At 70.3% G+C, this 13929-nt stretch carries 15 protein-coding genes; 9 read left to right on the forward strand and 6 right to left on the reverse strand.

The window, feature by feature from the left end; translation table 11 throughout:
* The coding region (locus F3J10_RS35990) for a hypothetical protein (protein WP_205200328.1) at window positions 1-221 on the reverse strand (221 nt) is incomplete at its 3' end.
* A 275-nt stretch (window positions 222-496) separates the two neighbouring features.
* Here F3J10_RS35990 and F3J10_RS17435 point away from each other — a divergent pair.
* Entirely contained in the window at window positions 497-886 is a 390-nt protein-coding gene (locus tag F3J10_RS17435) for a fucose-binding lectin II (protein WP_105851485.1), read from the forward strand.
* A 109-nt stretch (window positions 887-995) separates the two neighbouring features.
* Here F3J10_RS17435 and dkgB read toward each other — a convergent pair whose 3' ends face one another.
* Together dkgB and F3J10_RS17445 are read right to left on the reverse strand one after the other, a co-directional pair.
* The gene (gene dkgB / locus F3J10_RS17440) at window positions 996-1802 is read right to left on the reverse strand and encodes a 2,5-didehydrogluconate reductase DkgB (RefSeq protein ID WP_166913548.1); all 807 of its coding nucleotides are present in this window, start codon (window positions 1800-1802) and stop codon (window positions 996-998) included.
* 126 nt (window positions 1803-1928) lie between these two features.
* Complete coding sequence (locus F3J10_RS17445) at window positions 1929-3122, reverse strand: MFS transporter (RefSeq protein ID WP_166913549.1); 1194 nt, start codon at window positions 3120-3122, stop codon at window positions 1929-1931.
* 419 nt (window positions 3123-3541) lie between these two features.
* Here F3J10_RS17445 and F3J10_RS17450 point away from each other — a divergent pair, with 419 nt between their 5' ends.
* Together F3J10_RS17450 and F3J10_RS17455 are read left to right on the forward strand one after the other, a co-directional pair.
* Entirely contained in the window at window positions 3542-4969 is a 1428-nt protein-coding gene (locus F3J10_RS17450) for a sugar porter family MFS transporter (protein ID WP_167242614.1), read from the forward strand.
* A 109-nt stretch (window positions 4970-5078) separates the two neighbouring features.
* Window positions 5079-5819 (forward strand): HAD family phosphatase, encoded by a 741-nt coding sequence (locus tag F3J10_RS17455; protein WP_025098606.1) that lies wholly within the window; start codon window positions 5079-5081, stop codon window positions 5817-5819.
* A 152-nt stretch (window positions 5820-5971) separates the two neighbouring features.
* Here the strand turns inward: F3J10_RS17455 and F3J10_RS17460 are convergent, their stop codons facing one another.
* Entirely contained in the window at window positions 5972-6304 is a 333-nt protein-coding gene (locus tag F3J10_RS17460; RefSeq protein ID WP_025098607.1) for a DUF2322 family protein, read from the reverse strand.
* A gap of 177 nt (window positions 6305-6481) precedes the next feature.
* Here F3J10_RS17460 and F3J10_RS17465 point away from each other — a divergent pair, with 177 nt between their 5' ends.
* Window positions 6482-7057: a flavin reductase family protein gene (locus F3J10_RS17465; RefSeq protein WP_166913551.1), complete on the forward strand. Its 576-nt coding sequence runs from the start codon at window positions 6482-6484 to the stop codon at window positions 7055-7057.
* Window positions 7058-7129: 72 nt separating this feature from the next.
* Here the strand turns inward: F3J10_RS17465 and F3J10_RS17470 are convergent, their stop codons facing one another.
* Entirely contained in the window at window positions 7130-8002 is an 873-nt protein-coding gene (locus F3J10_RS17470) for a LysR family transcriptional regulator (RefSeq protein WP_167242615.1), read from the reverse strand.
* Window positions 8003-8108: 106 nt separating this feature from the next.
* Between F3J10_RS17470 and F3J10_RS17475 the strand changes: the two genes are divergently transcribed.
* The 4 genes from F3J10_RS17475 to F3J10_RS17490 all read left to right on the forward strand — a co-directional run bounded on the left by F3J10_RS17475 (window position 8109) and on the right by F3J10_RS17490 (window position 11783).
* The gene (locus F3J10_RS17475; protein ID WP_167234047.1) at window positions 8109-9365 is read left to right on the forward strand and encodes an MFS transporter; all 1257 of its coding nucleotides are present in this window, start codon (window positions 8109-8111) and stop codon (window positions 9363-9365) included.
* 193 nt (window positions 9366-9558) lie between these two features.
* Window positions 9559-10329 (forward strand): DeoR/GlpR family DNA-binding transcription regulator, encoded by a 771-nt coding sequence (locus tag F3J10_RS17480; RefSeq protein ID WP_166913553.1) that lies wholly within the window; start codon window positions 9559-9561, stop codon window positions 10327-10329.
* A 272-nt stretch (window positions 10330-10601) separates the two neighbouring features.
* On the forward strand, window positions 10602-11288 hold the full coding sequence (locus F3J10_RS17485) for an HAD family hydrolase (RefSeq protein ID WP_036034147.1): 687 nt from the start codon (window positions 10602-10604) through the stop codon (window positions 11286-11288).
* Between the two features lie 129 nt (window positions 11289-11417).
* On the forward strand, window positions 11418-11783 hold the full coding sequence (locus F3J10_RS17490; RefSeq protein ID WP_167242616.1) for an NUDIX domain-containing protein: 366 nt from the start codon (window positions 11418-11420) through the stop codon (window positions 11781-11783).
* A 76-nt stretch (window positions 11784-11859) separates the two neighbouring features.
* Here F3J10_RS17490 and F3J10_RS17495 read toward each other — a convergent pair whose 3' ends face one another.
* A complete protein-coding gene (locus F3J10_RS17495; protein WP_167242617.1) occupies window positions 11860-12531 on the reverse strand; it encodes a flavin reductase family protein in 672 nt (223 codons plus the stop codon).
* A gap of 251 nt (window positions 12532-12782) precedes the next feature.
* Between F3J10_RS17495 and zapE the strand changes: the two genes are divergently transcribed.
* A complete protein-coding gene (zapE, locus tag F3J10_RS17500) occupies window positions 12783-13811 on the forward strand; it encodes a cell division protein ZapE (protein ID WP_167242618.1) in 1029 nt (342 codons plus the stop codon).
* The last annotated feature ends 118 nt before the right edge of the window (window positions 13812-13929 follow it).

The raw sequence follows: 13929 nt of genomic DNA on the forward strand, positions 1-13929 counted from the left end.
CCGGCCACCGCGCCGAACGCCGCGGCCCCGTCCGCGCCGGCTCCCTCGCCGGCCGTGCCTGCCTCGATGTCGAGCGCAGCGCAGGCAGCGGCCCCTGCCGCTTCGGCACCGGCCGCCTCGACGTCCGCTGCCTCGACGCCCACCACATCGGCACCCGCTGCCGCCTCGGCTGCCACGCCGAATCCCTGAGCCTGCGCTTGCGGCCCATCCCCGTCGCTCATCGCGAGCGACGAGGAATATCCCCCGCCGAGTATCAAAATCCATCAACGATGCGATGTGTCGTTGACACCGCCGCTCGCCAATCGATTTGAATATCGATATTCAAATCAATAAACCCCGCCTTATTTTCGCTTTATCCCTCATCCATCCCGATTCATTCATCCCGGAATATTTTTCGATTTATTTGCCGATACGCTCGGCGAGCCGTGTTTCAAACGGCAGCCAATGATGCAGACAAAGGATTCAGGCTTCACTCATTGATCTTCAGGAGGAAAGCATGTCCGATACGCAAATCTCATCGAATCGCGCCGGGGAATTCTCGATTCCGCCCAATACCCAGTTCCGCGCGATCTTCTTCGCCAATGCCGCCGAGCAGCAGCACATCAAGCTGTTCATCGGCGACAGCCAGGAACCGGCGGCCTATCACAAGCTGACCACGCGCGACGGCCCGCGCGAATCCACGCTCAATTCCGGCAACGGCAAGATCCGCTTCGAGGTGACGGTCAACGGCAAGAAATCGGCCACCGATGCGCGGCTCGCGCCGATCAACGGCAAGAAGTCCGATGGCCAGCCGTTCACGGTCAATTTCGGCATCCTCGTTTCGGAAGACGGCCACGACAGCGACTACAACGACGGGATCGCGGTCCTGCAATGGCCGATCGGCTGAGAAAAAAGAAACAGGAATGCAAAACGGCCGCCCCGAATACGGGCGGCCGTTTTTCGATGCATCACGCCTCGCTCCGGCATTCGTCCGGAGCGGGACACACGCGATTCGCTCAATCCCATTCAGGCGCCAGGCCAGCCGGGCTCACTTCGCGGCCGTTGCGCTCGAGGCCGGCGATGCGCGCCATCTCCGCGTCGCTCAGCTTCAGGTCGCGAGCCAGCAGGTTGCTGGCCAGGTTGGCGCGCTTGGTCGACGAGGGGATCACCGCGTGACCGAGCTGCAGGGCCCAGGCCAGCGCCACCTGCGCCGGCGTCGCGCCATGCGCGGCCGCGATCTCGCCGAGCACCGGGTCGCCCAGCACCTTGCCGTAGGCCAGCGTCATGTACGAGGTCACGGCGATGCCCTGCGATTCGAGGAAGGCCACCAGCTTGCGATTCTGCAGATAGGGGCTCAGCTCGATCTGGTTGGTCGCGATCGCCTCGGCGCCGAGCACCTCGATCGCCTCCTGCGTCAGCGCGATATTGAAGTTCGAGATGCCGATCTCGCGCGTCAGGCCGCGCGCCTTGGCTTCGGCCAGCGCCTCGAGCGTGGCGGCCAGCGGCACGCCGTTGCCGGGCGCGGGCCAATGGATCAGCGTCAGGTCCACCTGGTCGGTGCGCAGCTTGGCGAGGCTCGCCTCGAGGCTCGGCGCCAGCTTGTCGGCCGCGTAATGGTCGACCCAGATCTTGGTGGTGAGGTACAGCTCCTGGCGCGCCACGCCCGATTCGGCGATCGCGCGGCCGACGTCGGCCTCGTTGTCGTAGATCTGCGCGGTGTCGATCGCGCGGTAGCCGAGCTCGAGCGCGTCGCGCACCGAGTCGACCACCACCTGCCCTTTCAGGCGAAACGTGCCGAGACCGAACGGAGGAAGGCTAGTCATGATTCGTTGTCCTGTCGATGAGTGCCGGCGCGATGCCGGCCGGATAAGGATGAAATGCGGATGAAAAGCGGATAAAAAGCCGATGAAAAGCGGCGCGCCGGGCGCGCCGCGCGAGTCTTCGGGCGCTCAGCAGGCCAGCGCCCGCGGACGGCGGCGCAGTTGCGAGAGCACCAGCAGCAGGCCCAGCACCGCGATTCCCGCGCCGACCATCGGCACCGCCGAGTAACCGAGGCCCGAGGAGATCGCCGCGCCGCCGGCCGCCGCGCCCAGCGCGTTGCCGAGGTTGAAGGCGCCCACGTTGACCGAGGAGGCCAGGCCCGGCGCTTCCGAGGCGGCGCGCATCACGCGCATCTGCAGCGGCGGCACTACCGCGAAGGTCGCGATGCCCCATACCAGCAGGGCCAGCGCGGCGCCCACATGGGTTGCGGCCAGCATCGGGAAGGCCAGCATCACCACGATCAGCAGCAGCAGGAAGGCGATCAGGCTGCCGTCCAGCGAGCGGTCGGCGAGGCGGCCGCCGGCCACGTTGCCGATCGAGAAACCGACGCCGATCAGCACCAGCATCGCGGTGACGAAACCCGGCGTGGCATGCGTGAGCTGCGCGAGGGTCGGCGCCACGTAGGTGTAGAGCGTAAACATCGCGCCCGCGCCCAGCACCGTGGTGGCCAGCGCGCCCAGCACCACGGGGCGCGTGAGCACCGCGAGTTCGGCGCGCAAATCCGGCATGCGGCCCGACTCGCCCCTGGGCAGGGCCGCGAACAGCCCCGCGATCGCCAGCAGGCCGAGGCCCGCGGTGGCGACGAAGGACATCCGCCAGCCGATCATCTGGCCGAGCCAGGTGGCCGCCGGCACGCCGCCCACATTGGCGATGGTGAGGCCCATGAACATGGTCGCCACCGCACTGGCCTGCCGCTCGCGCGGCACCACCGAGGCCGCCACCACCGAGCCGATGCCGAAGAAGGCGCCGTGGTTGAGGCTGGTGACGAGGCGCGCCAGCAGCAGCGTGGTGTAGTCGGGCGCCGCCGCCGAGAGCAGGTTGCCGATCGTGAAGATGCCCATCAGCAGCATCAGCGCGGTGCGCCGCGAGGCGCGCGCCAGCAGCAGGGTCATCACCGGCGCGCCGACCATCACGCCGATCGCGTAGGCGCTGATCAGCATGCCGGCGCTCGGGATCGTGACATGCACGCCCTCGGCGATCACCGGCAGCAGCCCCATCGGCGAGAACTCGGTGGTGCCGATGCCGAACGCGCCGACGGCCAGCGCGAGCAGCGGAAGCGTCGAGCGCGGGGCCGACGCGGCGGTGGAGGAGGAAGCGTTCATGGCAGCGGGTCCTGTGGCGAAGCGGACGACGGACGTCCGCGATTTCGGTTGATGCGTAGTGTGCCCGCGATGTTGCCATGCAAAAAGCCGATCGTCGTGGAAAGACCCTTGACTCGAAGTCAATGATCGGGGGCCTGGCGAACCCTCCACCCTTGCCGTTGCAAGGCAAGGACACGCGTCATCATTCACGCTTATTGTTTCGATAAGTGTTTTTTATTGCTCTACCATCACGAATCTCCGCGCAATATGCCAATTCCCTTCATTGCTCCGGCGATCCGGCCGTAGCCCGCATTCCTGCACGAATTTCTTCCCGAATCCCAAATACGATCTTTTGCTCTGTTGATGCATAATTGATCTATCGCGCCGCAGCAAGGCTGGACGGCGCCGCCCTTCATAAGCATCGAGACAGGAGACAAGGCATGAGCACCGAATCGCTCGCGATCGACACCGGCCGGAAGCGCTCGCAGGCCGCCACCATGCGCATCACGGCGGCCGTCGCCGCGATCGCCGGCGGCCTCTACGGCTACGACACCGGCATCATCTCGGGCGCGCTGCCGCTGATCGCGCGCGATTTCGCGCTCGACTACCGCGCCCAGGAATGGGTGGCCGCGGCGATCCTGCTCGGCGCCGTGATCGGCGCGCTGGCCTGCACGCGCCTGTCGGCCAGCCTGGGCCGGCGCCGCACGATCCTGGTCGTGTCCGCGATCTACACCGTCGGCGTGATCGCCGCCGCGCTGTCGCCTTCGGCGCTCTGGCTGGGCGCGGCGCGCCTGGTGCTCGGCTTCGCGGTGGGCGGCTCGACCCAGATCGTGCCCACCTACATCGCCGAACTCGCCGAGCCGGCGCGGCGCGGCCGGCTGGTCACCTATTTCAACGTCTCGATCGGGATCGGCATCCTGATGGCGGCCATCGTCGGCGTGGCCGGCCAGCAGTTGGTGGACTGGCGGCTGATGATCGGCCTGGCGGTGCTGCCCTCGCTGGTGCTGCTGTTCGGCATCTCGCGGCTGCCCGGCAGCCCGCGCTGGCTGGTCGAGCAGGACCGCCTGCACGATGCCAGCGCCGCGCTCGCGCAGGTGCGCGACTCGGAGCGCGCGGTGCGCGAGGAGCTGGCCGAGATCCGCGCCACCGTCGAGCGGCAGCGCCGCGACGGCGCCGGCGGCTGGCGCGCGATGCGCGAGCCCTGGGTCAGGCCCGCGCTGGTCGCCGGGCTCGGCGTGGCCGCCTTCACCCAGCTCACCGGCATCGAGATGATGATCTACTACACGCCGACCTTCCTGCGCGACGCCGGCTTCGGCGCCTCGGCCGCGCTCTGGGCGGCGCTGGGCGTGGCCACCACCTACCTGGTGATGACCTTCGTCGGCAAGCTCCTGATCGACCACGTCGGGCGCCGCGCGCTGAGCCTGGCGACGCTGCCGGTGGCCGCCGCCAGCCTCGCCGCGCTCGGCTGGGTGCTGCAGGACGGCGCCGGCGGCACGCAGCGGCCGCTGTGGATCGTGGCCTGCCTGATCGTGTTCATGATCTTCAACTCGGGCGGCATCCAGCTGATCGGCTGGCTGCTCGGCTCCGAACTCTATCCGGTGGCGATCCGCAACCAGGCCACCGGCGCGCACGCGGCCACGCTGTGGGGTTCGAACCTGCTGCTCACGGGCACCGCGCTGAGCATGACGCAATGGCTGGGGGTGGGCGGCGCGATGTGGGTCTATGCGGCGCTGAACCTGCTGGCCTGCCTGTTCATCTATTTCGCGGTCCCGGAGACGCGCGGGCGCAGCCTCGAGCACATCGAGCGCGCGCTCAAGGAAGGCCGCTTCACGCCGCGCGCCGCCGCCCGCGCGCGCCGCACGCCCTGAAACACCGCGGCCGCGGCGGTCGCCGACGGGCAAACCCATGTCGGGCGCCGGGATGACCGGCGCCCGACGTTCCCGGTATCATGGCCGGTTACCGCAGGAGAACTTCCCCATGTCATCCCCCTTCCCTTCCACGCTGCGCACCGATCGCGCCCTGATCAGCGACTGCGACGGCGTGCTGGTCGACAGCGAGGCCATCGCCGAACGCATCGTCATCGAGCGCCTCGAGGCGCTCTGGCAGGTCGAGGGCGTGCACGACGCGATCCGCCCGCTGCTCGGCATGCGCACGGCCGTGGTGCTGACCGAGGCCGCCAAGGTGTTCGGCCGCAGCATCGACGAGCCGCAGATCCACGCGATCCGCGAGGAGATCCGCACGCGCGCGGCCGATGCGCCCGAGATCGCCGGCGCAGTCGAGGCGCTGAAGTCGATCGAGCTGCGCCTGGCCTGCGCCAGCAACAGCGACCTCGATTATGTCGAGCGCGTGGTCAAGCGGCTCGGCCTGGACAGCGTCTTCGGCAACCGCCTCTTCACGGGCGAGCGCGTGGCACGGCCCAAGCCCGCGCCCGATGTCTACCTGGCCGCCTCCGAGACGCTGCAGGTGCCGCCTTCGGGCTGCGCGGTGGTGGAGGACAGCGTGACGGGCGCGCGTGCCGCGCTGGCCGCCGGCATGACCGTGCTCGGCTTCACCGGCAGCGCGCACTCGCCGGCCGAGCGGCGCGAGGCGCTGCGCGAGATCGGTGTGCACGTCACCTTCGAGCGCATGACGGAATTGCCCGGCGTGGTGGCGCGCTGGCTCGACGGCGAGTTCGGCGTGGCCAGCGATTCGTCGCAGCCGGCGAATTCGGCGGCCTGAGCCCGCGCCGATCGCCGGGCGGCGGCCGACCTCGGCCCGGCGGCGATCCATCGATTCGGTGCCGTAAAAACAAAACGGGCCGTCTCCCGCGAGACGGCCCGTTTCGTCACGACGCGGCGGCCATGCACCGCCGCGTGCCGTTCATCCGGCGCTCAGAGCGCCGGGATCACGTCGATGCGCAGCGCGGCACCGCCGTTGGCGACTTCCAGCAGGCGATCGACGTTCGGGTGCGCGCCGGGACGGTTGCGCGCGTCGGCCGTGTGCTCGCCGAACACCGCCAGGCCATGCTCGGCCGCCTTCGCGTCGAGCGTGCCGAACACCAGTTGCAGATAGTGATAGACGGCCAGCGAGCCTTGCTTGCCGGGCTTGTTCTCGATGGTGGCGAGCACCGCGCCGCTGGCATCGACCAGGTCGATCCGTTCGATGCCGTCGATCGGCGGCAGTTGGGCGAGGTTGTCCTTGAAGACGGGGGTCGGTTGAATCACGGCAGGCTCCGCTGAAGGTCGGTAAAAGTGGGCGGGCCGTATCTTAGTCGATATTGCCGGTCGACATTGTCGGCCGCCATCGGCGCGACGCGCCTGCCTCGCCGATCGACACTGGCCGGCGCGGTTTTTCGGCGCCCGGTAGAATCGGTCGCTTCGTTCACCGCCCCGCCCCTTGCCATGACGCATTTCGCTCCCGTGCGGCTCGACCATGCGAGCCGCCTGCTGAACCACGGCCCGACCGTGCTGGTCACCAGCACCGACGGCACCCGCCGCGACGTGATGGCCGCCGCCTGGTCGATGCCGGTCGAATTCACGCCGCCGCGCCTGGCCGTGGTGATCGACAAGAACACCTACACGCGCGAGCTGATCGCCAAGAGCGGCATCTTCGGCATCGTGGTGCCGGGCTTCGCCGCGCTCGACCTCACCTTCGCGGTGGGCAGCACGAGCGGCCGCGACGAGGACAAGTTCGCGCGCTACGCGATCGACGCGCGCCCCGGCCCCGCACTGGGCGTGCCGGTGATCGAGACCGGCTGCGCGGCCTGGCTCGAATGCCGCCTGATTCCGGAGCAACACACCGAGGACGCCTACGACACCTGCTTCTGCGAGGTGGTCTCGGCCGCCGCCGACAGCCGCGTGTTCGCCAATGGCCACTGGAACCTCGACGACAGCCACCCGGAGCTGCACACCATCCATCATCTCGGCGCCGGCAAGTTCGTGCGCGCCTCGAGCATCACGCAGGCCAAGCCGCTGTAAGCGGCCAGGCGCTCAGCCGCACCGCTCACCACGATCTGCCGCCGCCCGCCTTCCGACGGGCGGCTGCCTCCCTCACAGCAAGGCCACCAGGTTCGCGACCACCTGCTCGCGCTCGCGTTCGCGCGTGGCCAGCGCCAGGCGCGCCACGGCCGGCACGCCGTCGATGTCGAGATAACGCACGCCCTGCACGCGCACCTGCTCGAACGCGGCCGGCACGATCGACAGCCCGAGCCCGGCCGCCACCAGGTTGATCACCGAGGAGATCTGCGGCGCCTCCTGCGCGAGCCGCGGCAGGAAGCCGGCGCGCCGGCAGGCATCGAGGATCTCGGCGTAGAGCGTGGCACCGGCCGGCCCCGGCACCAGCACGAAGGCCTCGTCGGCGAGCTCGGCCAATGCCACGCGCCGCCGCTGCGCGAAGCGATGCGAGGCCGGCACCACCAGCTTCATCGGCTCGTCGGGAAACGGCTGCAGCGCCAGGCCCTCGAACGAGCTCGGGCCCGGCCGCACGAACACCGCGTCGAGCCGCTCGTCCGCGAGGCGCCGCACCAGCTCGGGCGTGTTGGCCTCGTCGAGCGACACGTCCACGCCGGGATAGGCCGCCTTGAAGCGCTGGATGAGCGCCGGCACCACGGGGTTGAACACGGCCGAGGCGGTGAAGCCGAGCCGCAGGATGCCGGTTTCGCCATTGCCGGCCTGCTGGGCCGCGCGCCGCGCCCGCGCCGCGTCGTCGAGCACCCGCGCGGCCTCGACGCGAAAGGCCTGGCCCGCGCTGGTCAGCACCACGCCGTGCGCGGTGCGCCGGAACAGCTCGACGCCGAGCTCGCGCTCCAGGTTGCGGATCTGCTGGCTGAGCGGCGGCTGGCCGATGCCGAGCCGCTCGGCCGCGCGCGTCACATTCGATTCCTCGGCGATCGCGAGGAAATAACGGAGATGGCGGAGTTCCATGAGATATCTGTGAAACGTCTTTCTCTGATCCTTTTCATATATTGGACAGTATAACTAGCGACGCGGACAATCGGGGCTGTCGTCAAGTCCTTACGTCCGTACCATCATGAGCCCTGCTTCCTCCCCCGCCCCGGCAGCCGCCGACACGCGCGTCGCCCCCGGCAGCGCCGACTATCGCCGCATCAGCCTCGCGCTGTTCCTGGCCGGTTTCTCGACCTTCTCGCTGCTGTACTGCGTGCAGCCGCTGCTGCCGCTGTTCGCGCAGGCCTTCTCGATCGGCGCGGCGCAGAGCTCGCTGGCGCTGTCGCTGTCCACCGGCTGCCTCGCCGTCGCGATCCTGGCGGCCAGCGCGCTGTCCGAGCGCCTGAGCCGGCGCCGCCTGATGTTCGTGTCGATGGCGCTGGCCGCCGCGCTGAACCTGGCGGCCGCCTGGATGCCGAGCTGGCCGGGTGTGCTGGCAGCGCGCTCGCTCGAGGGCCTGGTGCTGGGCGGCGTGCCGGCCACCGCGATGGCCTACCTGGCCGAGGAGATCCAGCCGCGCGGGCTCGGCCTGTCGATGGGGCTCTACGTGGGCGGCACCGCCTTCGGCGGGATGGTCGGGCGGGTCGGCATGAGCATGCTGAGCGACTGGATGTCGTGGCGCGCGGCGATGCAGTGGATCGGCGCGATCGACATCGCGGTGGCGATCGGCTTCGCGCTGCTGCTGCCCGCCTCGCGCCACTTCGTGCCGCGCGCGGGCGTGAGCCTCGGCGAGCATGTCGCGCAATGGCGTCGCCAGCTCGCGCACCCGGCCCTGCCGGCGGTGTTCGCGATCGGCTTCCTGGCGATGGGCGAATTCGTGACGATCTACAACTACGCGGGCTTCCGCCTGATGGCGCCGCCCTTCTCGCTCGACGCCACCCGCTGCGGCCTGATCTTCAGCGCCTACGTGTTCGGCATCGTCGCCTCCTCCACGGCCGGCGCGCTGGCCGACCGCTTCGGCCGGGCCCCGGTGATCGTGGCCGGGGTGGCGACCAGCGCGGCCGGCGTGGCGCTCACGCTGGACGCCTCGCTGGCGGTGGTGATCGTCGGCATCGCGCTGCTGACGATCGGCTTCTTCATCACGCACTCGGTAGCCAGCAGCTGGGTGGGCCTGCTCGCGCAGGGCGCCAAGAGTTATGCCTCGGCGCTCTACCTGCTGGCCTATTACGTCGGCTCCAGCGTGCTCGGTTCCTGGGGCGGGCAGTTCTGGCAGGACGGCGGCTGGCACGCGGTGGCGGCCTATGCGCTGGCTTTGCTGGCGGCGGCCCTGGCCTGCGTGGCCTACCTGGCGCGCGCCGCGCGGCGGGTGACGCGCCCGGCTAGCGGGGCGCACACGGCTTGAAGCGCGGGTAAGACGCGAGTGAGGTGCGAGTGAGGCACGATCCCGCCGTCACCGCCGACCTCGCCTCCGCTTCCCCCAGATCGCCTCATCGCCCCATCGCTACACGGACTTGCCACACTGGCCTGCCACACTGCCGCGCAACCCGGCTCACCAGCCCCGGCCCCAGCGACAGGACAGCCCCCAGGACAGCCCCATGTGGCAGGAAGACCGTCATCAACGCATCCGCGCGCTGCTCACCGCGCTGCATCGCGTCTCGACCGAACGCATCATGGCCGAGCTGGGCGTATCGCGCGAAACCGTGCGGCGCGACCTGCTCGACCTCGAAACCCTCGGCGACCTGGTGCGCGTGCGCGGCGGCGCGATACGCCCCGACGCGCCGGCCGCCGCCATCGAACGCGCGCCCGCGCGTGAACGCGTCGAGCGGGCCATCGCCAAGGCCGCGGCAGCCCAGGTCGGCGCCGGCCAGACCCTGTTCCTCGACGCCGACAGCCGCAGCCAGGCGCTGGCCGACGAACTGGTCGCGCTCGAAGGCCTGACCATCCTCACCAACTCGCTCGACGTGGTCGCGCGCCTGCGAGCGCCGCTGACGCAAGCGGCCAACGCCAACCAGGTGATCATGCTGGGCGGCGCGGTGGCCGCCCAGACGCTCGCCACCGCGAGCGCCGAGACGGTGCGCGAGATCCAGCGCCATCGCGCCGACCTGGCCCTGCTCGCGCCGGACGGCCTGGACGCGCGGCACGGCGCGAGCCATGTCGACCGCGCCCAGGCCGAGGTGGCGCGCGCGATGTGCGAGGCGGCCGACCGCGTGGTGATGCTGGCCGATGCCGCGCGCCTGGGCCTGCGCAGCCGCGTGAGCTATTGCGCGGCCGACGCGATCGACCTGCTCGTCACCGAACGCGGCGCCGCCGGCGCCGACGCCTTCGCCGCGCTGGAGCGGCGCCTGCCGAAGGTGCTGCTGGCCTGACGCGCCGGCGCCCGGCGCGCGTGTCGATGCGAGGCATGGCCTCCGCGTCGAGGCAAAAACGCCACGGAATGACACACGATTGACAAGCTCGACGTAAAGAATCGCACGGGAAAACCGCCCAATGCCGCTTGCCGGTTGCTTTCGGGGCGGTTGCAGAGATTTGCTGATTTGCCGATTCGTGGAATTGTCGTTAGCATTTTTCATCGTTCCGGTTCCGCGCCCACCTCCCTGTCGCGATCCGGCTGCCCGCCCCGTTGTCGTCAGGAAGTCCGATGAGCCGTCGTCACCTCGCGCTGTTCGATCTCGACCACACCCTGCTGCCGCTCGACAGCGACCAGTCCTGGGCGCACTTCCTGGCCCGGATCGGCATCGACGGCGCGGCCGAGCACGTGGCCTCGATCGACCGCCTCTATCGCGACTACGCGGCCGGCGCGCTCGACATGGACGGCTACCTGCGCGTGGCGCTCGCGCCGCTGGCACGCCACACGCGCGCCGAGCTCGACGGCTGGCACCAGCGCTACATGGCCGACGTGATCGAGCCGGCGATCCTGCCGGCCGCGCGCGAGCTGATCGAGCGTCACCGGCAGGCCGGCGACCTGTGCTGCATCGTCACCGCCTCGAATGCCTTCGTGACCGGCCCGATCGGCCGCGCGCTCGGCTTCGAGCACCTGCTGGCGATCGAGCTGGCCACCGAGGGCGGCGATCCGGCCGCGCGCTACACCGGCGCGGCGCTCGGCGTGGCCTCGTTCCGCGAAGGCAAGATCACGCGCACCGAGCAATGGCTGGCCACGCTCGGCGCCAGCCTCGAGGATTTCCCGCGCAGCTTCTTCTACAGCGACTCGATCAACGACCTGCCGCTGCTGGAGCGCGTCACCGACCCGGTCGCCACCAACCCGGATGCGCGATTACGGGCGATCGCCGACGAACGCGGCTGGCCCGTGCTCGAGCTGTTCCCCTGAACCCGGGCGGGGCCGGCAACCGATATGCCGGCGCCGTCCCCGCCATTTGCCTCGCCGCCCCGATCGCGACGATGCCGCACGACGAAGCCGCGCCCCGGGCGCCGCCGTCCCGACCGAATACCGATAACGATGAAAGAACGCGCCACCGTCCTGTGCCGACGCGACAACAAGATCCTGCTGGTGACGCGGGCCCGCTCGCGCTGGGCCCTGCCCGGCGGCACCATCCACGCCGGCGAGACGCCGCATGAGGCGGCCTGCCGCGAACTGTTCGAGGAAACCCGCCTCGACGATCTCGAACTGCACTACGCGTTCCAGTTCGGCGGGCTCAGCAAGCGCCACCACGTCTTCATCGCCGACGTGCCGGCCGGCCGCAAGGCGCTGGCCAGCAACGAGATCCTGCGCTGCCACTGGTTCGGCCGCCGCAAGTTCGAGACGCTGGCCGTCAGCGTGCCGACGCGCAAGATCGTCGAGATGGTGACGAAGATGGGGCCGTGAGGGCGTCGATCCCGAGGTCGTCACGACAAGACAGGAAGCTCGGCCGGCGCGGCGGCACCCACGCGCCGCGCGCCCTTCAATCGAAGGCGCGCCCCATGCGCTCGGCATCCTCGGCCGATTGCGGGCGCAGCAGCTCGAACATCGCCGAGGGTTCGATCGCCGCGTAGTCGCCGGGGCCGCCGGCGCGCAGCACCGGATGCGCCTCGGCGGTGCGATAGATGCCGTCGCGCAGCAGCTCGCGGCGGATATGCACGGCCACCACCTCGCCCAGCACCAGCCAGCTGCCGAGCTCGCCGCCGCCGGCATCCTGCAGGCGCACGATCTGGGTCTTGCGGCACTCGAAGTGCACCGGGCTGGCCGCCACGCGCAGCGCGCGCACGCGCCGCGACGGCACCAGCTCCAGGCGCGCCACCTCCGCCTCGCTCCGGCCGCGCGGCAGCGGCGCGCAACTGATGTTCATCTGCTCGACCAGCGCGCGCGTGGTGAGATTCCAGACGAATTCGCCGGTCGCGTCGATGTTCGCCACGCTGTCCTTCCAGCCCAGGCTGGCGAAGCCGATGATCGGCGGCCGGTAGTTGAAGCCGTTGAAGAAACTGTAGGGCGCGAGGTTCGGCCGGCCTTCGGCATCGACGCTCGAGATCCAGCCGATCGGGCGCGGCCCGATGATCGCGTTGAACGGGTCGTGCGGCAGGCCGTGGCCGGCCGCCGGTTCGTAGTAGTGGTAAGGGGATTCCTGGGGCGCGCTCACGCGGGGCTCCTGCTCGACTCGGGGAAGAATGGCGCGCGGGGCCGGCCGGGGTCGAGGCCGGATCGCGGCGCGCGCCGCAGCCTCGAACACTAGCGCATCTCGCTTCGCGTTGCAGGGCGGCGCCGCTGCGCGGCGCGTGTGCCGAGCACCGCCGAGCCGCCGGCCCCTGGCGCGCTATGGCAGACTGTCGGGCGCTCGCCGCTCCCTAATCAGCCCAGCCCAACCTGCCGCTCAAGCCGCGCCGCCACTCGATGCCCACCCCGCCGCCCCTGCCCGCCTGGCTGATCGCCGCACTCGAGCGGCGCGCGCTGCGCCTGGATGCCGATCAGATGGCAGCCGCGGCGCGCCTGGATGCCTTGCTGACGGGCGCCCTGCCCGAGGACCTGATCGGCGCCTACTGCTACGGGCCGCCGGGGCGCGGCAAGAGCCTGCTGGCCGCGCTGTTCCACGAGGCCTATCCCGGCGCGCGCGTGCGCACCCATTTCCACGCCTTCCTGCGCGACGTGAACCGCCGCCTGGTGGCCGCGCCGCCGTCCGACGACAAGCTCGGCGAGGTGCTCGCGCAGTGGCTCGGCAACAGCCGGCTGCTCTGGTTCGACGAGTTCCACGTGCACGACATCGCCGACGCGCTGATCCTCGCCGCGCTGCTGCGCGTGGCGATCGCGCGGCGCGTCTACCTGCTGTTCACCTCGAACCAGGCGCCCGCGGCGCTGCTGCCCGATCCCGAATTCCATCATCGCTTCGAGCCGACCATCGCCGCGCTCCAGGCGCACTGCCTGATGCTGCCCTTCGAGGGCGCCGTCGACTATCGGCGCATCGCGCCCGGGCATGGCCGCCAGGCCGCGCCGGCCGGCGAAGCCACGCCCGGCGACGGCAGCCTCGCCGCGCTGTTCGCGCGCCACGGCGACACCATCCTCGCCACCGACACGCGCGTGCCGATCGCCACGCGCCCGCTCGAAGCCAGGGCGGCAGGCGCCCACACCCTGTTCTGCGACTTCGATGCGCTCTGCGCGCAGGCCCGCTCGCATCTCGACTACCTCGACCTGGCCGCGCGCTACCGCGTGCTGGTCCTCGACCACGTGGCGCTCGACGCGTCCACCGCGCGCGCCACGCTGCAGCGCTTCGTCTGGCTGGTCGACATCCTCTACGACCAGCAGGCCAGCCTGGTCTTCCTGCACGACGCCGACTACGAGGCACGCGTCGGCCAGCGCGACGACGTGCACGGCATCGAGCGGACCTGGTCGCGCATCAGCGAGATGCGGGCGGCGGCGCGACGCTGATCGCGCCCCGATCGCCGTCGATCGCCAGCCGCCCGCCCCCGTTCGTCCCGAAGCGCCGCCCCACGGGCCTCACCGGGCTCCGGCCGATTGCATCGAATTCACGCGAGACCGATTGCAC

Origin of the sequence: Burkholderia sp. Cy-637 (assembly GCF_011753175.1) — a bacterium.
GTDB lineage: Bacteria > Pseudomonadota > Gammaproteobacteria > Burkholderiales > Burkholderiaceae > Burkholderia > Burkholderia gladioli.

Bases quoted from the DNA above. Each gene is read 5' to 3' on its own strand.
- F3J10_RS17435 (WP_105851485.1), top strand. From the start codon at position 497: ATGTCCGATACGCAAATCTCATCGAATCGCGCCGGGGAATTCTCGATT.
- dkgB (WP_166913548.1), bottom strand. From the start codon at position 1,802: ATGACTAGCCTTCCTCCGTTCGGTCTCGGCACGTTTCGCCTGAAAGGG.
- F3J10_RS17445 (WP_166913549.1), bottom strand. From the start codon at position 3,122: ATGAACGCTTCCTCCTCCACCGCCGCGTCGGCCCCGCGCTCGACGCTT.
- F3J10_RS17450 (WP_167242614.1), top strand. From the start codon at position 3,542: ATGAGCACCGAATCGCTCGCGATCGACACCGGCCGGAAGCGCTCGCAG.
- F3J10_RS17455 (WP_025098606.1), top strand. From the start codon at position 5,079: ATGTCATCCCCCTTCCCTTCCACGCTGCGCACCGATCGCGCCCTGATC.
- F3J10_RS17465 (WP_166913551.1), top strand. From the start codon at position 6,482: ATGACGCATTTCGCTCCCGTGCGGCTCGACCATGCGAGCCGCCTGCTG.
- F3J10_RS17470 (WP_167242615.1), bottom strand. From the start codon at position 8,002: ATGGAACTCCGCCATCTCCGTTATTTCCTCGCGATCGCCGAGGAATCG.
- F3J10_RS17475 (WP_167234047.1), top strand. From the start codon at position 8,109: ATGAGCCCTGCTTCCTCCCCCGCCCCGGCAGCCGCCGACACGCGCGTC.
- F3J10_RS17480 (WP_166913553.1), top strand. From the start codon at position 9,559: ATGTGGCAGGAAGACCGTCATCAACGCATCCGCGCGCTGCTCACCGCG.
- F3J10_RS17485 (WP_036034147.1), top strand. From the start codon at position 10,602: ATGAGCCGTCGTCACCTCGCGCTGTTCGATCTCGACCACACCCTGCTG.
- F3J10_RS17490 (WP_167242616.1), top strand. From the start codon at position 11,418: ATGAAAGAACGCGCCACCGTCCTGTGCCGACGCGACAACAAGATCCTG.
- zapE (WP_167242618.1), top strand. From the start codon at position 12,783: ATGCCCACCCCGCCGCCCCTGCCCGCCTGGCTGATCGCCGCACTCGAG.